The 23,299-nt window shown below is 44.1% G+C and carries 18 protein-coding genes; 10 read left to right on the plus strand and 8 right to left on the minus strand.

Annotation, left to right across the window (positions count from 1 at the left end; all coding sequences use genetic code 11):
* Positions 1–18: 18 nt before the first annotated feature.
* Entirely contained in the window at positions 19–690 is a 672-nt protein-coding gene (locus JMX63_RS06460; RefSeq protein WP_058025431.1) for a response regulator, read from the minus strand.
* 36 nt (positions 691–726) lie between these two features.
* Positions 727–1,329: a cytochrome b/b6 domain-containing protein gene (locus JMX63_RS06465; protein ID WP_201571656.1), complete on the minus strand. Its 603-nt coding sequence runs from the start codon at positions 1,327–1,329 to the stop codon at positions 727–729.
* Positions 1,330–1,703: 374 nt separating this feature from the next.
* Here JMX63_RS06465 and JMX63_RS06470 point away from each other — a divergent pair, with 374 nt between their 5' ends.
* Together JMX63_RS06470 and JMX63_RS06475 are read left to right on the plus strand one after the other, a co-directional pair.
* Entirely contained in the window at positions 1,704–4,025 is a 2,322-nt protein-coding gene (locus tag JMX63_RS06470; protein ID WP_201571657.1) for a TonB-dependent receptor, read from the plus strand.
* Positions 4,026–4,121: 96 nt separating this feature from the next.
* Positions 4,122–5,912 carry a multidrug ABC transporter permease/ATP-binding protein gene (locus JMX63_RS06475; RefSeq protein WP_265089094.1) on the plus strand — a complete coding sequence of 597 codons (1,791 nt, stop codon included), beginning with the start codon at positions 4,122–4,124 and terminating at the stop codon, positions 5,910–5,912.
* A gap of 200 nt (positions 5,913–6,112) precedes the next feature.
* Here the strand turns inward: JMX63_RS06475 and JMX63_RS06480 are convergent, their stop codons facing one another.
* The gene (locus JMX63_RS06480) at positions 6,113–7,618 is read right to left on the minus strand and encodes a PepSY-associated TM helix domain-containing protein (protein ID WP_201571658.1); all 1,506 of its coding nucleotides are present in this window, start codon (positions 7,616–7,618) and stop codon (positions 6,113–6,115) included.
* A 433-nt stretch (positions 7,619–8,051) separates the two neighbouring features.
* Between JMX63_RS06480 and JMX63_RS06485 the strand changes: the two genes are divergently transcribed.
* A complete protein-coding gene (locus JMX63_RS06485; protein WP_201571660.1) occupies positions 8,052–10,226 on the plus strand; it encodes a TonB-dependent siderophore receptor in 2,175 nt (724 codons plus the stop codon).
* Positions 10,227–10,306: 80 nt separating this feature from the next.
* Positions 10,307–11,053, plus strand: a complete 747-nt coding sequence (locus tag JMX63_RS06490) for a siderophore-interacting protein (protein ID WP_201571661.1) — start codon at positions 10,307–10,309, stop codon at positions 11,051–11,053.
* A gap of 68 nt (positions 11,054–11,121) precedes the next feature.
* Here JMX63_RS06490 and JMX63_RS06495 read toward each other — a convergent pair whose 3' ends face one another.
* From JMX63_RS06495 to hppD, 4 genes are all read right to left on the minus strand, one after another.
* Positions 11,122–12,525, minus strand: coding sequence for a Na+/H+ antiporter NhaC family protein (locus JMX63_RS06495; protein WP_201571662.1), 1,404 nt, complete (start codon positions 12,523–12,525; stop codon positions 11,122–11,124).
* Positions 12,526–12,628: 103 nt separating this feature from the next.
* The gene (locus JMX63_RS06500; protein ID WP_201571663.1) at positions 12,629–12,970 is read right to left on the minus strand and encodes a 4a-hydroxytetrahydrobiopterin dehydratase; all 342 of its coding nucleotides are present in this window, start codon (positions 12,968–12,970) and stop codon (positions 12,629–12,631) included.
* Between the two features lie 124 nt (positions 12,971–13,094).
* Positions 13,095–14,042 carry a phenylalanine 4-monooxygenase gene (gene phhA / locus JMX63_RS06505; protein ID WP_201571664.1) on the minus strand — a complete coding sequence of 316 codons (948 nt, stop codon included), beginning with the start codon at positions 14,040–14,042 and terminating at the stop codon, positions 13,095–13,097.
* Positions 14,043–14,173: 131 nt separating this feature from the next.
* On the minus strand, positions 14,174–15,274 hold the full coding sequence (gene hppD / locus JMX63_RS06510; protein WP_057759888.1) for a 4-hydroxyphenylpyruvate dioxygenase: 1,101 nt from the start codon (positions 15,272–15,274) through the stop codon (positions 14,174–14,176).
* Between the two features lie 178 nt (positions 15,275–15,452).
* On the opposite strand from hppD, the gene JMX63_RS06515 reads away from it, so the two are divergent.
* From JMX63_RS06515 to JMX63_RS06535, 5 genes are all read left to right on the plus strand, one after another.
* Positions 15,453–16,400 carry a LysR family transcriptional regulator gene (locus tag JMX63_RS06515; RefSeq protein WP_201571665.1) on the plus strand — a complete coding sequence of 316 codons (948 nt, stop codon included), beginning with the start codon at positions 15,453–15,455 and terminating at the stop codon, positions 16,398–16,400.
* A gap of 157 nt (positions 16,401–16,557) precedes the next feature.
* Entirely contained in the window at positions 16,558–17,754 is a 1,197-nt protein-coding gene (locus JMX63_RS06520; protein ID WP_201571666.1) for an amino acid aminotransferase, read from the plus strand.
* Between the two features lie 308 nt (positions 17,755–18,062).
* Positions 18,063–19,364 (plus strand): fumarylacetoacetase, encoded by a 1,302-nt coding sequence (fahA, locus tag JMX63_RS06525; protein WP_201571668.1) that lies wholly within the window; start codon positions 18,063–18,065, stop codon positions 19,362–19,364.
* A gap of 146 nt (positions 19,365–19,510) precedes the next feature.
* Complete coding sequence (locus JMX63_RS06530; protein ID WP_201571670.1) at positions 19,511–20,086, plus strand: VOC family protein; 576 nt, start codon at positions 19,511–19,513, stop codon at positions 20,084–20,086.
* Between the two features lie 137 nt (positions 20,087–20,223).
* On the plus strand, positions 20,224–21,276 hold the full coding sequence (locus tag JMX63_RS06535; RefSeq protein WP_201571672.1) for a TRAP transporter substrate-binding protein: 1,053 nt from the start codon (positions 20,224–20,226) through the stop codon (positions 21,274–21,276).
* Between the two features lie 67 nt (positions 21,277–21,343).
* On the opposite strand, the gene JMX63_RS06540 is transcribed toward JMX63_RS06535, so the two are convergent.
* Positions 21,344–22,201 (minus strand): IclR family transcriptional regulator, encoded by an 858-nt coding sequence (locus JMX63_RS06540; RefSeq protein ID WP_201571674.1) that lies wholly within the window; start codon positions 22,199–22,201, stop codon positions 21,344–21,346.
* A gap of 162 nt (positions 22,202–22,363) precedes the next feature.
* Here JMX63_RS06540 and maiA point away from each other — a divergent pair, with 162 nt between their 5' ends.
* Positions 22,364–23,014 carry a maleylacetoacetate isomerase gene (maiA, locus tag JMX63_RS06545; RefSeq protein WP_201571684.1) on the plus strand — a complete coding sequence of 217 codons (651 nt, stop codon included), beginning with the start codon at positions 22,364–22,366 and terminating at the stop codon, positions 23,012–23,014.
* The last annotated feature ends 285 nt before the right edge of the window (positions 23,015–23,299 follow it).

Raw genomic sequence — 23,299 nt, forward strand, 5'->3', positions numbered from 1 at the left:
AAATTGAATATAAACATATTAATGATTATGGGCTGGATTGAGATGGTAGCCGATACCGCGTTTGGTTAAAATAAAGTCATTGCCCAGCTTTTTGCGTAAATGATGGATATGTACTTCAATGGCATTGCTCTCAATATCCTGTTGCCAGCCATAGAGCTTGTCCTCTAAGCTTGCGCGGCTGTGAATCTGTTTGGGATGGGTCAGCATTTGCTCGAGTATCGCCACTTCTTTGATGGTGAGCTCAACGACTTGGCCTTGATAAGAGACTCGGTGATTGTGCGGCCAATAAGCGACGTCACCATAACGAATCTCAGGCTGGCTACGTCCTTGACTGCGCCGTATCAACGCCTGCAGGCGGGCAACCACTTCATCTAGTGCAAATGGCTTGACCAGATAATCATCGGCGCCCGCATTGAGTCCAGCCACGCGGTTGGCAATCGCGTCACGAGCCGTAATGATCAATACCGGCGTATCTAGCTGTTTGTAGCGCCAATTTTGTAGCACCGTCATGCCATCCCCTCTTGGCAAGGTCAAATCAAGTAGCACCGCGTCAAACATACCCTCTTGCAGTGCCATCTCACCTTGCTTGGCATCACTAAACCAATCGACCATCATACCATGGCTTTTGAGTCCAACAACGAGACTTTCAGCGATATTGCTATCATCTTCTATTAATAGTATGCGTGCCATGATTGTCCTATTACGTTATGTACTCTATTGTCTTTTTTATTGTGGGCGACGCGGCGTCACCGTTTTATTACCCGTTATCATCGACTTGATCAGGTTTTGCCTTTCCCAATAGCTCATGGCAATCGCAGAGATAATATGCAGCGGCACCAACAAGTATAAACTATTGGCCAGTATCTCATGAACTTCTTCAAGGACATCTTTACTGGCAAAAATGTTGGCTTCCATCAGATAGCCACTAATACCCAAGCCAATAATCACCGCCCATAACGCAAACATCATCAGGGCAGCCAATGGATTATGACCCAAATGCTGCTCGTCTGTGTGGCGAATACTCAAATCAGATAGGTGGTGCTTAATACGAGACGGCGTGGGGAAAAAGTCACTGAAACGTGCATAACGCGTCCCCACAAAGCCCCAAAGTAGACGGATAACCACTAGCCCCACCACGATATAACCGACATATTGATGCAGCTCACTACCTTCTTCGGTAAACAGCAAATTGGCAGTGATACCAGCCGCGACGGCCCAGTGAGTCACTCTAACCAAAATGTCCCAAACTCGTACTTGTCGAGTTTTAGGAGTATTTGATAAAGACATATCAGGCTCGTGTGCCGGATTGCTTGTGCTATGTTGGGTCATGACCGTCACTCCTTTAATGGTTCGTTTGTTTTTGACGACATGATTGCTAAACATCGAATCTAGGCGAGATACCGCTAGTAGACTCGCCATCACATCGTTTGCTCTACCGCTATTACAACAAACAAACCTTAAGAGGAGCTTAGGAAACTAAGAATTCGAACTTTAAAGTAGTGAATAATCTACCTGACATTCATAGATAATTAAAAGTACATTTCAAAACAAGAAATTGAGCAGGCAAGACCACTATTGGCAATATAAATAATACATTTAAAATTTTAACCTGAAAATATATTTAGCATTAGCTCCGTAATAATATTGATAATGAAAATTATTATCAATATAATAACGATTTAAATTACATGCTGGAAATATTCATGCAATTGTCTCTCTTATCTGCTGCGTTATTTAATCTTTCGAATGTATCTGGTTCTTCTCTACGATTAGCATCTATACCTTCTAGATTGGTATCGACTAAATCCCTCTCTTTAAAGACACTATGCTCAACCTGTCTATCTACTTCTGTCATCGTATTAACAACGAGTCAATCGGCATGGGCACAGGCAGATGATGTAGATGCTCAAACCACTCCTAATGTGGTACTTGATACTATCGTCGTCACTAGTAGCGCTGATGCTTCAGCGGATGGATTGCCAGATGCTTATGAAGGTGGCCAAGTTGCGACCGGTAGCCGCGTCGGAATCTTGGGTAACCAAGACATCATGGATACGCCGTTCTCTACCACCTCATACACCAATGAATATATCACCAATCAGCAAGCCCAAAGTGTAGGCGATCTACTCAAAAAAGACCCAACCGTCCGCGTGGCAAGGGGTTTTGGTAACTTCCAAGAAGCCTACTTTATGCGCGGTTTCATCACCACATCAGATGACACCATGTACAATGGTCTATACGGCATCTTACCAAGACAGTACATTGCAACTGAATTGTTTGAACGGGTGGAAGTCCAACGCGGCGCTTCTGCCATGCTAAATGGTGCAGCACCCAGTGGCGGTAACGCAGGTGGTACAATCAATTTGCTACCGAAACGTGCTAGTAATGAGCCACTACGTGAAGTGACGCTTGGTTATGGTCAAGGTGACCAAGGTAAGGTCGCAGTAGATGTCAGTGATCGCTTTGGTAGCGATGATGCTATTGGCGTTCGCTTTAATGCTGCTTATCAAGATGGTGACAGCGCTATCGATGATGAGTCATCGACCTTGGGTTTGGCTGCCCTTGGTTTGGACTATAGAGGAGATCAGTATCGCCTATCAGCAGATTTAGGTTGGCAAGACAATAAGCTGTCAGAGACTCGTCCTAGTGTCAATCTTGGTGGGGTTTCTAGTGTACCAAATGCTCCAGACGGCTCAAAAAATTGGGCGCAGCCTTGGACCTACTCAGATGAAAAGGATGTCTTTGGTACGATTCGAGGAGAATATGACTTTAATGACAATATTACCGCTTATGGTGCTTACGGTGTGCGAAGTGGCGAGGAAGAAAACTCACTAGCCACGTTAACTGTCAACAACGTTGATGGTGCGGGTACAGTTTATCGCTTTGACAATACTCGAGAAGATAAAGTACAAAGCGCCGAGCTTGGTCTACGTGGTAAATTACAAACCGGTGAAGTGGCTCATAGCTTAGTGTTTGCCGCAAACCTCTATGATCAAGAAGAAAAAGGCGCATTCGCATATGATTTTGGCAATCAGCTAGCGACCAATTTTTATCGCCCTACCGACTACACGGAAGTCCCTTTTACAAGCACAGCAATCTTCGGTGGAAATTTAGACGACCCCAAATTAACCAATGAAAAGCAACTCCAAAGCTTTGCGCTAGCAGACACCATATCGCTGTTCGATGACAAACTGAAAACCACCTTGGGTGTGCGTCATCAAAATATAAAAACCACCAGCTATGATGCCAACACGCAGGCAGAAACGGCTCATTACGATAAGAGTGAGTGGACCCCAAGTATCGGTATTGTTTATCAGCCAACAATGGACTGGTCTGTGTATGGTAATTATATCGAAAGTCTAGCACCAGGAAAAAGAGCGCCTCTAACTAACGATAATGGCGCTGTCACTAATGGTGGTCAAAATCTAGATCCGTACGTGAGTGAGCAAACTGAACTGGGTGTGAAATATGACAATGGCATGATTGGCAGTAGTCTCGCTGTTTTCCGAACTGATGAACCGCGTGGTTATATCAACAACTCAAATACGTTTACTGCTGCTGGAGAAAATCGCCATCAAGGTGTGGAGCTGACTGTCTTTGGTAGCCCAAGTGAAAACATGCGCCTCAATGCTGGTGTTACTTACTTAAGTGCTAAGCAAAAAGACACTGGTGATAGTGCATTAGATGGCAATCGAGTGATTGGTGTGCCTACCTTACAGAGCAATGTCAACCTAGAGTATGATTTAGCAGCAGTGGAAGGATTAACTTTAACGGGTGATATCATCCACACAGGCTCTCGTTATTCGGATAATGCCAATACCTTAAAGGTTGATGGTTATACTACCTTAGATTTGGGTGCACGCTATCGCACTATGCTAGCAGGACAAGACGTTACTCTAAAAGGTATGGTAACCAATGTCACAGGTGAAGATTATTGGCAGTCAGTGGGCGGTTATGCAGATTCAGGCTATCTAAATGCAGGTGAACCAACGGCCTTAAAAGTATCAGCAACGTTCGATTTTTAAGCTTTATTAGTAGGCTTTCTTAGGTTCTATAAAAGGGATTAGGCGCGACCTACTCCCTTTTCTGCTATCAAAAATTTATTTTATTACTGAGTTACTATGTCTTCTCGTACCACAGCGTCTTCTCATACCACAGCGTCCTCTCGTACGACCGCTTCTTTATATCATATGATTTGGGCGAATTATCGTCTGCCTTTTCTCAAAGTCATTCTGCTAAATTTGGTCAATGCCGCTGTCAGCGTCGGTATAATTGCCTATATCAATCACACCTTTATTAGTCAGCCAGTATTTGACACTTTATCTTGGCTCAGCTTGGGGCAGTTCTCCCTGCTGGTACTATTACTGCTAGTGACGACGTTTTTGTCGCAATATGCATTGACGCGATTGGGGCATCGATTTGTCTATGAGCTTAGAACCAAATTGGTCAAACAAATCATCGATACCGCCGTGCCTCAGGTAGATCATTTGGGTAGTGCACGCTTACTTGCCAGCTTATCTTCAGATATTCAATCGATTACCGTTGCTTTTGTCCGTATGCCAGAGCTGGTACAAGGCATTATTTTATCTGTTGGCGTTGGGCTATATCTGGGCTGGTTATCGTTGCCATTGTTGTTCATTGTGATGTTTTGGATTGTGATGACGATTTGGATAAGTACCATTTTGGTCAAGCATGTTTATACGCATTTGACCGAATTGAGAGAGATTAATGACGCATTATATCAGGACTATCAATCTATAATAGAAGGTCGTAAAGAGCTGGCACTTAACCAACACCGAGCAGAAAAACTGTATACAGATGATTTTTTGGCTCATGCTAAATCGTACGAGAAGACCGTAACCAAGTCTGATACTTTTCATTTATCAGCAGTGAACTGGTCCAATATTATGATGTTTGCATCGATTGGTATCGTGTTTGCAGTGGCCAATTATCTTGATATACCGATGGGAGTTGCCACTACTTTTTCTTTGACGATTTTGTTTATGCAGTCGCCGCTCCTACATGCGGTTGGCGCTTACCCAACATTGCAGACTGCTCAAGTTGCACTAGAAAAGATACAGTCTTTAGAATTGGCCGAGCATCAGCCGAGTTTTGCGACAGATACTGTTGCACAGGACTGGAAATCTATAACTCTGAATAATATCAATTATCGCTATGTAGGCAGTAGTAGTCATAATAGTAATGCACCAGACACAGCGGTTAATGATAATGCTCAAAATAGCGATAACAGTGATAACAATCAGAACCCTTCCAATAATATCTTAAAGTCCGTCAATTTAACCTTGCAACGAGGTGACGTGGTTTTCTTAATCGGTGCGAATGGTAGCGGTAAATCGACTCTTGCCAAAATCATTACTGGTATCTTTACTCCTACTACAGGAACGGTACAAGTCGATGGACAAAGCGTTAATTCAGAGAACAATGCCGACTTTAGACAGCTGTTTTCTGCAATTTTTAGCGACCAGCATCTATTTAAACAACTGATTGGAGTTCAAGGCAATGAGCCTGATGCGGCCCTAGTGTCTGACTGGCTGCATAAGCTCAATCTACAAGAAAAAGTTAGCGTATCTGACCATAAACTCTCTACAGATAAGCTGTCGCAAGGTCAGCGCAAACGCTTGGCAATGCTAATCGCTGTCGCCGAACAAAAAGACATATTACTGCTCGATGAGTGGGCAGCCGACCAAGACCCTGCTTTTCGTCGCGTGTTCTATCAGACGCTCATCCCTGAGCTAAAAGCCATGGGTAAGACACTGTTTATCATCAGTCATGATGACGGTTATTTTGAACATGCTGATCGATTATTACTGATGAAAGAAGGCCGTCTCATTGAGCTAAATGCTGAAGAGCGACAGCGTGCCAGCAAAGATGCCATTGCTATGCTCAAGTAAGCAATGCTTTAACTACTAGCATGAACCGATTTATTTCAATCCCATAAAACGTTTGATCAACTTTAAGCTAAGTAGCAGTTAATCTGAGCAGTTTTTGAAATAGCATGCTTTTAACATAAGTAATTTTTAAGCAAAAAAGGAGCGCCTTACTACAAGGCGCTCCTTTGCTATATCGAGAACAACGATATCTTACCGTTCGCTTATTTGAACCATTTCTGCAAAAACCCAACTCGAGAAATCACTAAGAAGTCTAATAGCGCGATAGCCACAATCGCGATAATAGCAGTCGGGAATATGATAGCCACCACTAACAAGGGAATAGCAAGCGGCCACCAGACGGAAATATTTAAGCCGCGAGCTGGTGGGTTTAATCCTACGTTGTCACTCGCCTGACGAGGGCGACGCTGCCACCACATGACATAGCCACTGACACAAATAGCGATTACCGCTAGGCAGAACAGCACATTAGCCAGTACGCTCCACCATCCGAGCGTGCCCATATGCAGCGCGATACCAGCCGCCATGAATTTACCAAACGCATTATAGTCATCAAAATGAATATCAGCTAAGACATTACCCGAATAACGGTCGATATGTACCGTACGATCTGCTGTCGGACTTTTCATATCATAGCTCATTGAGTCTTGGCTAATGGTCCAGACGCCTGTACTACCTTGTGGTAGGTTCAATTGATAACGCCCTTCAAAGCCGATTTCACGAGCGTAGCGATCCACTGTATCAATCATAATGGGTATATTGGCGGCGATACCATCTTTACCCTTGGTCGTGCCTGACACAGGCATTGGCGTCAGCTCAAGTACCCAAGGAACTTCTTTGGTGTCGCCTGAGTTTAGAGCACTGCCATGCGTGGGTACTTCAGTATGTGATTCAGACGCTGCCGCACCATGTACATGCGGCGCTGGTGTAGACTCTTGCATAGCAGCATGCTGACTGTGGTCAATTGATACGGGGACAGGCGCAACGCCCCACTTACCCGCAGGAAACTGGCTCCATGCTTGTACCACTCTTTCGCCCCATACACCTGCCCATGCCATACCTGATATACAGAAAAACAGTAGCAGCACAGATATCCAACTGCCCAATGTCGCATGAATCGTACGGATAAAAGAGCGTTTTTTCTTATTGGTTACCCTCTCGTTAGGTATCAACATCGCTTTGACTGATTTACGTTTTTGCCACCACAGATACCAACCAGACAAAATCATCAAAATGGTTAATGATGCCGCTGTTTCTAACAGATAATCACCGACTTTACCAATCAGCAAATCACTGTGGATATCGTTAAACGTACTATAAAGACCGCTACTGGTAGGCACACTTTGAACGATATCAGCCGTATAGGGGTTAACTGCCACCATATTGCTTTGGTCATCTGATTTTATCTGAAACAAAGCTACCGTATCGGTATCACGAGGAGCGATATATTTAACCAGTGTGCTATCAGGCAAGGTGCTCAGTGCGTTCTTTGCTTGAGTAGAGACAGGTGATTGAACTGTAGACTCTGGCACGACAACCGTTAAGCGGTCGTTGTCACGTCCTACTGAGTTGGACATAAACAGCATACCGAGCGCCGTTATCGCTAAGACAATTAAAAAGGGAGCAACAAAAATACCTGTATAAAAATGCCAACGCCACACTGTGAAATAGCGTTGGTTGTTGGTGGATTGGTTGGAGGGTGTGTCCATAAATGTGACCTTAAACAATCTTTGGTTGCTCAATGAACAACGTAAACCTATCGATAATAATGGTATATCTGCTTGCAAGACCAATCTTAAAGAATCTCAAAGCGAGCTAGAATAAAGCCGTACAGTGACGGCAATACAGCGATGTAAAAACTCTACTGTAAATAATTGTATTCAGAATGCTGCTGCATAATACGAGAAAAGTCTGACAAAAACCATCGTTTAAAATACATCGCTCAAAACAGTAAGTCTGTGTGACTCTATTCGCAATACTCTATCTTTAGCCTCTTATTAATAGTGCAAATACTTCTCAAAACTGTCTCGTTGTAATTTTTTAATGATAATAATTATCATTAGTGTTATTATTAGCGTCGTTATAAATTTGCTTTAACTGTTACCAATAATATTTAATCATTTTAGTCCAAGAGGAAATCTGATGCGGTCTCATCTAACCACTAACGTCATTCGCAAAAAATATCTCACCACAGCAGTACAAATTGGCCTGATCATGGGTATGAGTCACGCCGCTTACGCTGTAGAGACGACAAACAATACTGAAAACGATGAGGCTGCCACACCATCAGCCACCTTAGATGCTATTACCGTCTACTCAGATGGCTATCGTAGTACTGGCACCAAGACTGCATTGGACCCAAACGATGCGCCAATGAGCTATACCAGAATCGATCAAGACCTGTTGCAAAAGCGTCAGGCAGATAGCGTCAATGCTGCCCTACGTTATGAGCCAGGCGTAAGCTCTGAGAGCCGCGGTACAGTATCTGTCTTTGATGAGTACAATATCCGTGGGTTTAAGACCTATTCCAATTTTTATGACGGACTAAGACTGCCCTACGATGGCGCTTGGAATCTGATGCCACAAGTCGATGTCTATGCGACTGAAGCGGTAGAAGTCGTGAAAGGTCCTGCTTCATCCCTTTATGGCTATGCAGCACCCGGCGGTATGGTGAATCAAATAGCTAAAGCCCCTAAGAGCACTCAAGAAAATGAAGTACAGCTACGACTTGGTAATCAGAACCTAAAAGAAGTGGCCGTCGATAGTACAGGCCCAATCACGGACACCTTGGATTATCGATTTGTTGCGCTAAAACGCCAAAAAGATGGTCAAATGCAAACCACAGAAGAAGAGCGATTGCTGATTAATCCATCGCTTAAATGGCAAGCGACGGATGATGTCTCAGTACTTGCTAATCTGTTTTATCAAGATGATCCAGAGATGATACCTTCTACCCCATTGCCTGCTGTCGGCACCGTATATAAGGCAAGCTATGGCAAATTGGGCAGTGATGCCTATGCAGGCGATGACTGGAATAAGTTTAGTAAAGAAGTATTTATGCCAAGCGTCACCGTAAACTGGGATATCAATGACCAGTTAGCTTTTAAACATATCACGCGCTATACCGATGCCGAGGCGCAGCAACGCAATATGTATAACAGAGGGTTCATTGATGGTAGTGATAAGGTTTTGAAGCGTAGCGCCTACACTACTGATGAAAGTATGAACAACTGGACCACAGATAACCAATTGGCTTACCAATTCGATACTGCTAACACCTCACACAATCTACTGTTCGGTGTTGAGTATCAAGAGACAGACAGCACGGTGAGTTATCGAGATACGCTAGACAGCAAAGATTTACCTATTGATCTATCTAAACCTAGCTTTTCTCAAATTAGTACTGACATGCTACCACTGGATACCTATTATCAGAAAGATGATATTGAACAAAGCCAGCTTGGACTCTATGTGCAGGATGAAATGAGGTGGCAAGACTGGACAGTGGTGGCAGGCCTACGCCATGACGATTTTAAAAGTACCAATGAGCAAAGATCAAGCTATCTAGGTACACCTGGCGAAAAAACTATTATTAACGATGCCAAGGAAACTAGTGGTCGTTTTGCTGCTATCTATGACTTTGGTAATGGTCTATCACCGTTTGCTAGCTACTCAGAATCTTTTCAGCCCGTTGTTGGTAGCAACTTTATTACTAATGAACCTTTTGAACCAAGCACTGCTGATCAGCTCGAAGCTGGCTTCAAATATCTTTCTCCAGACCGTGCCACTCAAGGGACGCTTGCCGTATTTGATATCACACAGAAAAATGTCATAGTAACCAACCCCGCTAATTCTCAACAAAAAGTTCAAACCGGTGAAATTGAATCAAAAGGCTTTGAGATATCAGGCAGTCGTATGCTTAATGACTGGGTAGATCTCGCGGCAAGCTACAGCTACACCGATGCTGAGATCACAGAAGATGAGTTCAACCCTGATATAGTCGGTAATACCCCTGCTCAAACTGCCAAACACAAAGCCACGCTATGGGCAGACTACTATGCTACAGACAAACTCACTCTCAATGCTGGTGTTCGCTATGAAGATGGTATGCAGATTGACAAGCAAAACTCAGATGAACTGCCAAGTGTGACGCTGGTAGATGTCGGAGGCAGCTATCAGATAAACCCTATGCTGGCTGTGGGTGCTAGTATCAACAATCTGTTTGATAAGACCTATGTCGGTGCTTGTTACGACATCAATAACTGCTGGATGGGACCTGAACGTCAAATATCAGTCAGCCTAAAAGCCAATTTTTAATCAAATTTACAAGCAGAGGGTTGGTGCTATTAGTAAGCCAACCCCTAGCCCCTAACCCGCTGTTAGAAGGAAAGCACAATATGGCAAAACCTACTCCAAGAGTACTAGAAGTTATTGGCACTAAATACATTACGCCAAATATGTGCCGTGTCACGCTTGGCGGTGCTGGCATGGTTGATTTTCCTATCGATCAAGAAAGTGCTTATATCAAACTGATATTCCCTCAAGATGCAGGTAGCCGCCCACTGATGCGTACTTATACGGTGAGCGTGCAACGTGAAGACGCAATAGATGTTGACTTTGCTTTACATGAAACAGAAGGACCTGCATCAGCATGGGCACAAAATGCGCAAGTCGGCGATCAAATTCTGATAGGTGGTCCAGGGCCAAAAAAACTCATCAACAATGAAGCAGATTGGTTTTTATTAGTCGGTGATATGACCGCGCTACCAGCGATTACGGTCAACTTAGCCCAGTTGCCTACTGAGGCTCATGGTTACGCAGTACTTGAAGTGACGACTGAAGCAGATCGTCAGACGCTCAAAAAACCAGAGAACGTCGAGATACATTGGGTGATTAATGCGCATCCAAATGCAGACGATAGCCCTTTACTGGACTGTGTTAAATCATTGAACTGGCTTGATGGTCAACCTGCTGTTTGGGCAGCTTGTGAGTTCCATAGTATGCGTGCACTGCGCCAATACTTCAAAGTTGAGCGCGCGATACCAAAGACGCATTTATATGTTTCTAGCTACTGGAAAGTCGATAGCACAGAAGATCAGCATAAAATCGTCAAAAGTCAGGATGCGCAAACGGAAGATCAGTAGTTACGTATTTCGAAACAAAAAAGGTGGGGCTAATATTAGCCCCACCTTTTTTTATCAATCATCACTTATCATGCTTCGACCACCTTCCCCTCTTTAACCCGACTAATCGTCAGCCCCGTAAACCCGAATAGCAGCGTCAGCAGTAATGACAAATAACAGAAGAATGCATAAGGTAGATAGTCTAATACCGGTACCCCTAACGCCTGACTGATAAACACCCCGCACACACTCCAAGGTACCAATGGATTAATCACCGTTCCCGCATCCTCAATCGTCCGAGACAAATTCTTAGGATGTAGATGTAAGCGCTCAAACGTCGACCGAAATGCCGTACCTGACAACAAGATACTCAAATACTGCTCACCGATCAGCACGTTAATGCTTAGTGCCGACATCGCTGCGGCAAATATCGCTCGGCCTGAAGTCGTCAATGTATCTTTAATACCAGATAGCAGTGCTGGCAGAATACCTAGTGCCGTTAATAGACCACCTAAGCTTAGGGCTAGTATCACAATCGCCTGAGTAAAGAACATACTCTGTACACCGCCACGCGATAGCATACCACCTACCTCACCCAACTCTAATGACTCAGCAGGTGCATACCCTCCAAACAGATAGCCGCCTAACTGACCAAAGCTTGGTGAACTGTGCACATAAGTAATGATCAGTGCCGCGGCAATCGTACAGATAATCGTATAAATCGCATTGACCCGAAACAGTGCCAATCCGACCAATACCACAAAGGGTAGTACCGAATATCCATGTACCAGACCACTGTCTATGAGCTGTCCTTGCAATATGGTCACTTGACTCAGATCAGCACTGGTCGTCTGTCCTGAGAACAGCCAAAACAATATCACTGTCAGTATCCATGCAGGTACGGTCGTATACATCATATTGCGAATGTGCTCAAACAGATCTATACCGACGACTGAGGACGCAATGGTACAAGTATCAGACAAGGGCGACATCTTATCACCGAAGAACGCGCCTGATACTACCGCCCCTGCCGCTATCGCTACATTGGCATCAAACGCATTACTCATACCAATAAACGCCACACCTAAGGTCGCAGCAGTCGTCAAACTACTGCCCAAAGCGATACCGATAATAGAAGTCAGGACAAAGGCGGAGATATAGTAGTACTCAGGTGAGATCAGCTGAAAGCCTACATACATGAGTGTAGGAATCGCCCCTGACATCATCAAAGCCGCAACCATCAGTCCGATAAAGAAGAACAGATAGATGGCACCAATACCGCGCATGACACCTGAGGCCATTTGTGCTTGCATGTCATCAAAGCTGAGTCCTTTATACATACCAATAGCCAGTAGTACACAGATAGCCAATATAAGAGACAGATGAGGCACCCAGCCAAAGCCGATCATGGTGATGCCCATGATACCGATGACGATGGCGGATATGATAAAGGCGAGCTTGGCACTGATTAATGTGAGGGGTTTTGGTGGCATGACACATCCTTAAAATACCAGTAAACACTGGCACTAGATTGGGTTTTATTTTAATTTTGATGGTAGAAGTATGATTGAAGTGATTTGCTAGTGAAGCAACCTATTACTTATCCAGTAAGTCATCGGTTTTAGCGGCCATGACAAAATCATTGCGATGCAAACCCTTAATACTATGCGACCACCAAGTGACCGTAGCCTTACCCCACTCTACCAATATACCCGGATGATGTCCTTCTGCTTCAGCGATTTCTGCCAGTTGATTGGCAAATGCCATTGCTGAGACGAAGTTTTTAAATTTATACTGACGCTGCAATTGCTGAATACCATCTACTTCAATCAATGACCAATCAGGAATTTGCGGTAATAGTTCTCGTGCTTCGGCTTCTTCAACTTTCGGTGCGCCAATGCGGCAAGCTTCGCAGCTGTTTTGCGATAGTGCTGTCATAATAAAATCCTTTTATAGTGGCTATTTTTTAATACTCGTACATCCATGTTGATATAGCTTTGCTGCTATCTCAATATTCCGCACCGAAGTGATGGTTTTCATGTTTAATTTTGAATTGAGGTTTTTAACGAGTTTTTTCTGGATAGGTCGGCTCAAATAGTCCAAGCGAAATTGCCTTTTTGACCGTACCCATGATGTCGCTATCAACGATATCAAATAAAGTATCTAATTCATCGATGACATAGTAAATCGGCTGTATTTGATCAATACGATAAGGCGTACGCAGTACATCAAGCAAATCAAATGCTCGGTGCTCAGGTTGAGACTGAGGTTGAGATTGCGGCTTGTTTTGAGCGATTGAAAGCTCTTGCGGCATCCGATCAAGTGCATAAACCGTTTCAGAAGGTGAGCTCAATATACCGCCGCCATAGATTCTACGATTTTCCACGCGACTGCCGACCAATCCAAACTCAATGGTAAACCAATACAGTCGTGCTAAAAACCAGCGCTCCTCTTTCGTTGCGCTAAGACCAAGCTTACCATACGTTTCATTAAAAGCTGCAAACGCAGGATGGGTCAACAGCGGACAATGCCCAACGATTTCATGGAAAATATCAGGCTCTTCAATATAGTCCATATCATCGAATCGACGAATAAACGTCGCTACAGGAAAGGACTTATTGGCCAGTAATTTGAAAAATTTACCAAAGCTGATTAATGCAGGCACAGCGGCGGTCTGCCAACCTGTGGTCGCTTGCAATACCTCATCGATATCATGTAACTGCGGGATATGCGTCGTCGGTAAGTTTAACTTAGTCAAGCCTTCTAGATATGGAGTACACGCACGATTGGGCGTTTGTTCCGCTTGACGTGCCAGCAGCGCTTGCCACATCGCATGCTCATCATCACTATAGTGAATATGACCATAACTATCTGGCTGGTGTGAGATATAGGGCTGTTTTTTATGTGTCGCGTTAGAATGACTGGACGCATCGTTACTTTGCTTATTAGTAGCAACGCTATTGGTACCGATGGCAGTATTAAGAGAATCTATCTGTGATAGGCGTTCCATGCCTGTATTCCTTTTATCGCAATGAGAGCATTACCTTTGCAATATGCTTTTAGGTAGTACTCCTATTAAGGACAACACAAACTCCTTTTGTCTTGTCCGTTTGTTAGATGTGGTCTAGGCTTTAGATGGTTTTATAGCGTTTCAGTCTCTGGCTGACCGACTGTGCCGCGACGTACTTGGTCGCGCTCTATCGACTCAAACAACGCTTTAAAGTTACCTTCACCAAAGCCATCTGCATAATCGCCTTTACGCTGAATAAACTCAAAGAACACTGGGCTACCCAAGATGGTCTCAGAGAAAATCTGTAGCAGCAGACGCGGTGCACCGCCTTCTGTGGTGCCGTCTAATAAGATACCGCGCGTTTGTAAGTCAGCGACATTTTCACCATGATTTGGCAAACGCTCGCTCAGCATTTCATAGTAAGCAGCATTTGGTGCAGTCATAAGCGGAATACCAGCCGCTTTTAGCTTATCAATACTGGCAAACAAGTCATCACTGGCTAGCGCAATATGTTGAATACCTTCGCCATTGAAGTGCATTAGGTACTCTTCGATTTGACCACCGCCCTGTTTGGCTTCTTCATTCAGTGGAATACGGATTTTTCCATCAGGTGCGGTCATGGCTTTACTGGTTAGTCCCGTGTACTCACCTTTGATATCAAAGTAACGAATCTCGCGGAAATTAAAGATACGCTCATAGAATTTTGCCCAGTATGCCATGCGTCCACGATAGACGTTGTGCGTTAGATGGTCGATAACTTTGAAGCCATAGCCGACAGGGTTTCTATCGATATCCGCAAAGAACTCAAAGTCGACATCATAGATAGATTCGCCGTCTTTATAGCGGTCAATCAAATAGATTAGTGATCCGCCAATGCCTTTGATAGCAGGCAATCTAAGCTCCATCACCCCAGTTGGCACATCTACTGGCTGCGCACCCATTTCTACCGCACGCTCATATGCTTTTTTGGCATCTTTTACTCGAAAGCCCATGCTACAAGCACCTGCGCCATGCTCTTCAACGAAATAACTGGCTTGGCTTTTTGGCTCACGGTTTAGGATAAGGTTAATATCACCTTGGCGATATAGCGCAACGTCTTTTGAGCGATGATTGGCGACATGGGCAAAACCAAGCTGCTTAAACAATGCGTCGACTGCATCAGGCTGCGGAGAAGCAAACTCGACAAAATCAAATCCATTTAGTCCCATTGGGTTGTCAAATAAATCTGCCATTGTAATTATCCTTAATTTCAATTGGTAATAGAAAATCGATGAGTAGTAAAAGTCGATTAATAGTAAAAGTCTATAAAACGATTGATAATCAATCTTTATTGTTGACGTTGTATTTATATTAGATTAGCTTTATTTATAAGACTAATTGTTTTTTATGATTTATTTATCAGGTTTACTTATGAATATCAGTATTCGCCAATTGACCGCATTTATCAAAGTCGCTGACAACGGCAGCTTTACTCGTGCCAGCGAACAGATGTATTTGACTCAATCTGCTGTTAGTGGATTGATTAAGGAATTAGAGACTGGCCTCGGTATCGTGCTGTTTGATCGCACCACTCGCCAGTTGTCTCTGTCAGCAGTAGGACGGCATCTACTACCACAAGCGCGGCGTATCTTGAATGAGATGCAGCTTTTTGAAAATGAAGCAAGTAGCTTGACCAGCTTGGCCCAAGGTCAGGTACGCTTGGCGGTATCACAGTTTGCAGCATCTTCCCTACCTGCCGTCATCGCTCAATTTGCCAAAGAATATCCAAATATCGGCGTCTCACTATTGGACTGTTCAGCAGAAAACTTGCTCAAGCATATTCAAGATATCGAAGTCGATTTAGGGGTTGGTACCGAACTTGGCTTTATAGAAACTGAAGATGACATCGGGGCCGACCTGTTGTACCAGCTACCATTTTGCGTGGTTATGCCAAACAATCATGCACTGGCACAAAGAGACGAAATTACTTGGCAAGATTTATTAGAGACACCGCTAATTACCTTACAAGGTCCGTTCCTAGATCAAGTAACCGCAGAGCTCGACGACTCTATCTCCGCTCATGTTCAACAAGCTCGATACAAGGTGAACTTTATGTCCACCGCGCTTGAGATGACACGCCAAGGCTTTGGTATCACGCTCTGTCTGCCCTATATGCCTGAAGTTATTGATTGGGTCAGCGCCAATGGACTGCTGATGCGACCACTCACTCAACCAGTCAAAATGCGGCAATTCTTTATCTATCAACGTGCTTCACGGGCGCTCTCTCCGGCGACAATTGCTTTTAAGCAGTTTTTGCAAACGTATTTTGCGACCCATTATAACGACCTACATCACTCTGACTCATCGTCTAGCGAATGACGTATAGCATGTCAAATGCGCTTGATAGATGGATAAACAATCTATTTGGCTATTTATTTTATTAATTGCCTCATATAACCCACTCTCGTGTTGAGTTCAGCCGCGATTTGCTCTATGATTTTCGGCTGCTCGATTTATATTTTTATAAGGAAATGGCATGTTTGAACGTATCGATTATTACGCTGGTGATCCAATCTTAGGTCTTATGGAAAAATACTCAGCAGATAGCAATCCTAACAAGGTCAATTTAGGTATTGGTATTTATTATGATGAGAATGGCGTATTGCCTGTACTCGACTGTGTAAAAACAGCCGAAGAGCGTATTGCTGATCCTATCGCACCGCGTCCATACCTGCCAATGGCAGGCCTGCCAGGTCACCGTAAAGGCTGTCAGGAATTACTATTTGGTAAAGACGCCCAGATTTTAAAGGACGGCTTGGTCGCTACTATCGCTACAATCGGTGGTTCTGGCGCGTTGAAAGTTGGTGCTGAATTTATCCATGACTGGTTCCCACAAGCCAAATGCTATGTGAGCGATCCGACATGGGGCAACCATATCGCTATCTTTGAAGGCTCTGATGTAGAAGTGGGTAAATACCCGTACTACGACAAAGCCAACAGCAGCATCAAATTTGATGAAATGATTGCGTTTTTTGAAACATTAAACAAAAATGACGTCATTTTGCTACACCCATGCTGCCATAACCCAACCGGTATGGATTTGACTCAAGCGCAATGGGATACTGTACTCAACGTCGTGAAGGCGCGTGAGCTGATTCCATTCATGGACATCGCTTATCAAGGGTTTGGCGAAGACATGGACAGCGACGCTTACGCTATTCGTAAAGCGGTTGAGATGGGCTTGCCATTGTTTGTTAGCAACTCATTCTCTAAAAACTTATCGCTATACGGTGAGCGTGTCGGTGGCCTATCAGTTGTATGCCCAACCGTAGACGAAACCGAGCGCGTATTCGGTCAGCTAAATGCGACCGTACGCCGTATCTACTCAAGCCCGCCATCACATGGTGGACGTGTGGTCGATATCGTTATGAACGATGAAACACTACATGAGCAGTGGGTTGGCGAAGTTTATGCGATGCGCGACCGTATCAAAGCGATGCGCCTAAAGCTAAAATCGGTATTAGAAGCTAAAATCCCTAACCGTAACTTTGATTACATCACTCGTCAAAATGGTATGTTTAGCTTTACTGGTCTCACGCCTGAGCAAGTCGAGCGTTTACAGATTGAGTTTGGGATCTATATGGTATCTAACTCACGTATGTGTGTGGCTGGCCTAAATACCAGTAACATCGACTATGTGGCTAATGCCATGGCAGACGTCTTAAAAGACTGATTAAACCACGTAAGCCATGTTACTCAATATGTAACTTGATAAAAAATAAACGCGGATAATAAAGGCTGAGCGATTGCTCGGCCTTTTTTTATGCCTAGTATTTAATCAAAATTATTTCGTCAAAACTATTTTATTAAAATCATCTAGTCAGAACCGTTTAGTCAAAACAACGACAACCACTTTTCAAAGCAGCCTTTTCACAAAAGACATTGCACAAAAAACTTGCAATCCATATATCAATAAATTACATTATACGTAAGTAATTAATTATAACGTAATTCATAATGTATATTAGCAAGGAGCAAATCATGTCAACGACTGACAGCACCCTCACCTCTTTTATCGATATCGCTGCTGACTCTGACTTTTCTATTCACAACCTTCCTTATGGCATCTTTAGCGAGACCAACGACGCTGCTGGTGATAGCAAGCGCCGTGCAGGCGTTGCCATCGGTGAGCATGTACTGGATCTATCTGTACTCGAAGCCGAAGGATTATTAAGTTTGAACGGTGGTCCGTATTTTGACCAGTTCACTCTAAATGCTTTTATTGATTCTGGTCGAGACAATTGGACGCAAGCACGTACGACGATTCAGACACTGCTGTCTAGCGACAATGACACCCTACGTGACAATGCAGACTTACAGAACAAAGTCCTGTTTAAGCAAGCAGACGTCACCATGCATTTGCCAGTGCAAGTACCGGGCTTTACCGATTTTTACTCATCGAAAGAGCACGCGACCAACGTCGGCACCATGTTCCGCGATCCAAACAACGCCCTGCTACCTAATTGGACCGAAATGCCTGTCGGCTATAACGGACGCGCCAGCACCGTCATCGTCAGTGGAACTGATATCGTGCGTCCATCCGGTCAGCTAAAGCCTAGCCCTGACGACCGCCCTATCTTCTCTGCCTGTAAGCGCTTGGATTTTGAGCTAGAGACCGCCTTTGTTGTTGGTAAAGGCAATCATATCGGTCAACCAATCGCCGTAGATAATGCCGCTGATCATATCTTTGGCATGGTGTTGCTCAATGATTGGTCAGCACGAGATATCCAAAAATGGGAATACGTGCCTTTAGGTCCATTTAATGCTAAGACCTTTGCCTCCGAGGTTTCTCCTTGGATTGTCACCATGGATGCGTTGGCTCCGTTCAAAACAGCTTGTCCAACACAAGAACCCAAGCCACTCGCTTATTTAAATGAAAAATCGAGCGACAACAGCTTTGACATCAATCTATCGGTTGAATTACTACCTAAAAATGCGGAAACAGCGACCATCATTTGTGAGACCAACTTCAAATACATGTATTGGTCAATGGCACAGCAGCTTACCCACCACACCATCACTGGCTGCAAAGTTGAAGTCGGTGACATGATGGGTTCAGGCACGATTTCAGGACCAACGCCTGATTCTTATGGCTCGATGCTAGAGATTGCTTGGAATGCTACCAAACCAGTCACGCTTGAAGGTGGCGAAACACGCAGCTTTATCGAAGATGGTGACACCGTCATCATGAAAGGCTATAGCGAAAAAGACGGCATCCGTGTTGGCTTTGGTGAAGTACGCGGCAAGGTATTACCAGCACTGAGCTTTGATTTTGATAAATAGTATTTAAGAAATAACATAGATAGAGAAATAGCAAAATAGGCGTGAAAACTCTCATGCAGGCTGATAGGAAGACAAATGCATTCACCTACTCATCGTTATGTGAATACAGCCAAATGAGTGACGCACCTTATCAAAAGGAGTTTGATATGAGCTTTCAAATTGAGAAAATCCATCATGTGGCTTATCGCTGCAAAGATGCCAAAGAAACCGTCGAATGGTATAAAAAGAATCTAAATATGGATTTTATTCTGGCATTCGCAGAAGATCATGTGCCTTCGACCAAAGCCTTTGACCCTTATATGCACGTCTTTTTGGACGCTGGTAATGGAAATGTCTTAGCATTTTTCGAAGTACCCAATCAACCTGAGATGGGCTTTGATCCTAATACCCCAAGCTGGGTGCAGCATTTGGCGCTAAAGGTTAAGGACCGTGATGCGCTAATCGTTGCCAAAGAGCATTTAGAAAATGCAGGCATCGATGTCATTGGCGTGACCAATCACGGCATCTTTCACTCGATTTACTTTTTTGATCCCAACGGTCATCGTCTCGAGCTGACCTATGATGATCCAACCTCAGAAGACAAAGTATCGATGATTACAGATGCCATCAAGCAAGACATGCTAGATGAGTGGTCTCGTACCAAGCGTGCTCCTGCACATACACAGTTTCTGCATAGTGATGAGCTGGCTGAAGCACGCGAAGTTGCTCCTGTCGGCGAGTAACTCTCCTGTCATTCTGTTTACTGCCTTTTTAAATGATCAGTTAATCATCGCTTTAATTATAAAAGTGCTAATTGACGACATACCCTAGGTATTAATGAATAGCGAACCATATCTAACCATCATGAAAGGACTCTATGATGAAAATAAGAACCCCTCTAGGAATACTCTTAGCCGCCTCGCTTGCGATGACTGGTTGCTCCAATAACGACCAAGCAACAGGCGCGTCTACAGATGCAGGTGAAGTGACAACGTTGCGGTTCTCACACTTTATGACTGCCACTGACAATATAAACACCGAAGCGTTAGAGCCATGGGCAAAGAAAATTGAAGCGGATTCAAACGGCCGCTTAAAGATTGAGATCTACCCTTCTGCAACGCTCAGCAAACCAGGGGCTACCTATGACGCTACGGCGAAAGGTAGTGTGGATATTGGTATGCAAGCGCAAGGATATACAGCAGGACGATTTCCTTTAACGCAAATTGTAGAGCTGCCGGGTATCACAAATACCGCACAGCAGCAGAGCTGTATACTTCATAAGCTATATGATGACGGTATCATTAAAGATGAGTATGAAGACACGCATTTGCTCGCTTTGATAGGGACTGGACAAGGCGCGCTTCATACGGTTGATAAACCGATTCGCACGCCAGCCGACATGAAAGGTCTCCGTATTCGCCAACCTTCTGCGGTTGCTAGCCATATTATCGAAGCCACTGGTGCTGCACCTGTCGGCATGCCTGCCAGTGATACCTATACCTCTCTGCAGCGCGGTGTCATTGACGGGCTCAGCTTTACTTGGCAACCCATTCAAGCGTTTCGCCTTGATGAGCTGATCAATACGCACACCAATATTCCTTTTTATAACTCCACCTTTGTGATTAGCATGAACAAGGATAAATACAACAGTTTGCCTGACGACCTCAAACAAGTGATTGATAACAATTCTGGCGCAGAGCTGGCAGCGCATATTTCTAAAGTATTTGACGTCAGCAATGCCAAAGCAATGGCCGCTGCCAAAGAAAAAGGCGATATTATGATTGATATCCCTGATCCACTCAACGACCCAGATTGGAGAGGTCCATTGATGGAGGGCTCTCAGCATTACCTAGATGAAGTGAATGCGACTGGCCTAGACGCTGACAACGTATACGAAAAAGCAAAAGCGGCCAGTAGCGCCTGTATGGTCTAAAGGATACATATCAGATGACTATGGCGTGAATTGAAGGCACGCCCTAGCTTATAGCACTACATACTGGCTAGGCAATTTGATAACGCTGTGCTATCGCCAGTATTTGCTTAACCACGTTATGTTGCTCACTCATCGGTAACTGCTCTGTTGTTCCAATGATAGTGATAGCATATTCTAGCGGTAAATCTTCACTATCAGTTTTTTCACTACTCGTGAATGGTTTAGTAGCACTATTGGCAAGCTGTGGCAATATAACAGGAATCGTAATGGCGTTAATCCCCATAAGCATATCGCCCGTCACTGTCGCATAGCCTTGAGTACGAATTTTGGCCTGTAGCTGGGTAAAGTGCTGCCACTTCTCGGCCATATCTGCGGCGGTATTACTCGTATGCCATTCAGCTGTGACCAATGGCTGAATGACGGCATCAGGTTGATAACTGGCAAATAACTGCCCTGTGGCCGATGTCGTCAGCGGCATACGTGAGCCGATGCGAGTAATGATGCTAATCGGACTGTCTGGCTCAACGGACTGAATAATAATAGGGCCTTCGCTAAACCATTTGGCAATTTGTACACCGCAATTTAAGGTGTCTTTGATTTCATTAGCCACTTGCGTGAGACGTGCCAAAAGATTGTTTTGGTTGAGTCCAGTATGTCCTAGTGATGCCAATGCATTGACTCTATCGCCAAGCCCATAGCGCCCATCATCAAGTTTACGCGCATAGTTTTTGCGGATGAGACTGACCAAGTAACGATGCGATTTTGCTGGGTGCATTTGCATGGCTTCAGCGATATCTTTTAGCATCATAGGCTCATTACGGTCGATCAGCACATCGAGTATCGACAGCCCAATCTCAAGCGACTGGACGCCACTTTGGTTTTTATTGGTGATAGAACTGTCTACAAGGGTTTTGTCTGCTGGCATGATTTGCTCGATTCTGGTGTGCTTGGTTATTTTCTAATGACGGTCTGCTTGATAATGGTTTGTTCAATAATGACTTGCTCGATCAAATACCAGTGAGATACAGACCTTACTTCATAATATTTATCTTTATAAAAACACATCTACATAAGGACATGAATCATGATGACACTTTATGGCTACTTTCGTAGTAGCACGTCTTACCGTACTCGTATCGCTATGAACCTAAAAGGCTTAGATTACGATGATATCGCAATCAATCTGGCACAGGATGAACAGTTAGAATCTGCCTTCAAAGCAATTAATCCACAAGGATTAGTACCTGTCCTACAAGCTGACGATTTATTATTATATCAAAGTCCAGCTATCTTGGAGTGGTTAGAAGAGGTCTACCCTGAGCACGCACTATTACCTAACGATGCTGCTGGACGTATGCAGGTACGCGCGCTGAGCGCCATGATTGGTTGCGACATCCACCCAATTAATAATCGCCGCATTTTACAGTACCTACGCAATGAGCTGTCAGTAGACGAGGAAAATGTGATTGCATGGTGCAACCGCTGGATCAGTGAAGGATTTGCTGCTTTAGAGACACGTTTGGCGGCGGATAACAATCGCGGACAGTTCTGCTATGGGGACAATCCTACTCTCGCAGATTGTTATTTGATTCCGCAAGTCTCTTCTGCTCGCCGCTTCAAAGTAGATTTGAGCGCTTATCCCAATATCGTCGCCATTGATACTCATTGCCGTACACTAAAGGCATTTGCAGATGCGGATCCTATGATGCAGCCTGATGCGCCGAAACGTGATGCCTAATTTAAGACAGTTCTTATAGGATACCTATCTTTATAGAATATTTATCTTCTCGGCCAAATATTAAGTGACTTAGAATTAACACTTAATATTTGGTCTAGCTTTATTCTTCGCTATTCTTTACCCCTACCTATTTTTACAGCTTAATTCCTAGCTTAATTGCTTAACTTTGCCTCATTGATTATTATTTATTCAATTTTTACAATATAATTTTTAATATATTCATATTAACAGTTGTATGGTAGGCAGCTGTTGGTTATTCTTTATATAAGTATTTGTCATCGCTCA

Source organism: Psychrobacter nivimaris, assembly GCF_904846365.1.
GTDB classification, from domain to species: domain Bacteria; phylum Pseudomonadota; class Gammaproteobacteria; order Pseudomonadales; family Moraxellaceae; genus Psychrobacter; species Psychrobacter nivimaris_B.

Coding starts and splice junctions, on each gene's coding strand:
- JMX63_RS06460 (WP_058025431.1), bottom strand. CDS start 690: ATGGCACGCATACTATTAATAGAAGATGATAGCAATATCGCTGAAAGT.
- JMX63_RS06465 (WP_201571656.1), bottom strand. CDS start 1,329: ATGACCCAACATAGCACAAGCAATCCGGCACACGAGCCTGATATGTCT.
- JMX63_RS06470 (WP_201571657.1), top strand. CDS start 1,704: ATGCAATTGTCTCTCTTATCTGCTGCGTTATTTAATCTTTCGAATGTA.
- JMX63_RS06475 (WP_265089094.1), top strand. CDS start 4,122: ATGTCTTCTCGTACCACAGCGTCTTCTCATACCACAGCGTCCTCTCGT.
- JMX63_RS06480 (WP_201571658.1), bottom strand. CDS start 7,618: ATGGACACACCCTCCAACCAATCCACCAACAACCAACGCTATTTCACA.
- JMX63_RS06485 (WP_201571660.1), top strand. CDS start 8,052: ATGCGGTCTCATCTAACCACTAACGTCATTCGCAAAAAATATCTCACC.
- JMX63_RS06490 (WP_201571661.1), top strand. CDS start 10,307: ATGGCAAAACCTACTCCAAGAGTACTAGAAGTTATTGGCACTAAATAC.
- JMX63_RS06495 (WP_201571662.1), bottom strand. CDS start 12,525: ATGCCACCAAAACCCCTCACATTAATCAGTGCCAAGCTCGCCTTTATC.
- JMX63_RS06500 (WP_201571663.1), bottom strand. CDS start 12,970: ATGACAGCACTATCGCAAAACAGCTGCGAAGCTTGCCGCATTGGCGCA.
- phhA (WP_201571664.1), bottom strand. CDS start 14,042: ATGGAACGCCTATCACAGATAGATTCTCTTAATACTGCCATCGGTACC.
- hppD (WP_057759888.1), bottom strand. CDS start 15,274: ATGGCAGATTTATTTGACAACCCAATGGGACTAAATGGATTTGATTTT.
- JMX63_RS06515 (WP_201571665.1), top strand. CDS start 15,453: ATGAATATCAGTATTCGCCAATTGACCGCATTTATCAAAGTCGCTGAC.
- JMX63_RS06520 (WP_201571666.1), top strand. CDS start 16,558: ATGTTTGAACGTATCGATTATTACGCTGGTGATCCAATCTTAGGTCTT.
- fahA (WP_201571668.1), top strand. CDS start 18,063: ATGTCAACGACTGACAGCACCCTCACCTCTTTTATCGATATCGCTGCT.
- JMX63_RS06530 (WP_201571670.1), top strand. CDS start 19,511: ATGAGCTTTCAAATTGAGAAAATCCATCATGTGGCTTATCGCTGCAAA.
- JMX63_RS06535 (WP_201571672.1), top strand. CDS start 20,224: ATGAAAATAAGAACCCCTCTAGGAATACTCTTAGCCGCCTCGCTTGCG.
- JMX63_RS06540 (WP_201571674.1), bottom strand. CDS start 22,201: ATGCCAGCAGACAAAACCCTTGTAGACAGTTCTATCACCAATAAAAAC.
- maiA (WP_201571684.1), top strand. CDS start 22,364: ATGACACTTTATGGCTACTTTCGTAGTAGCACGTCTTACCGTACTCGT.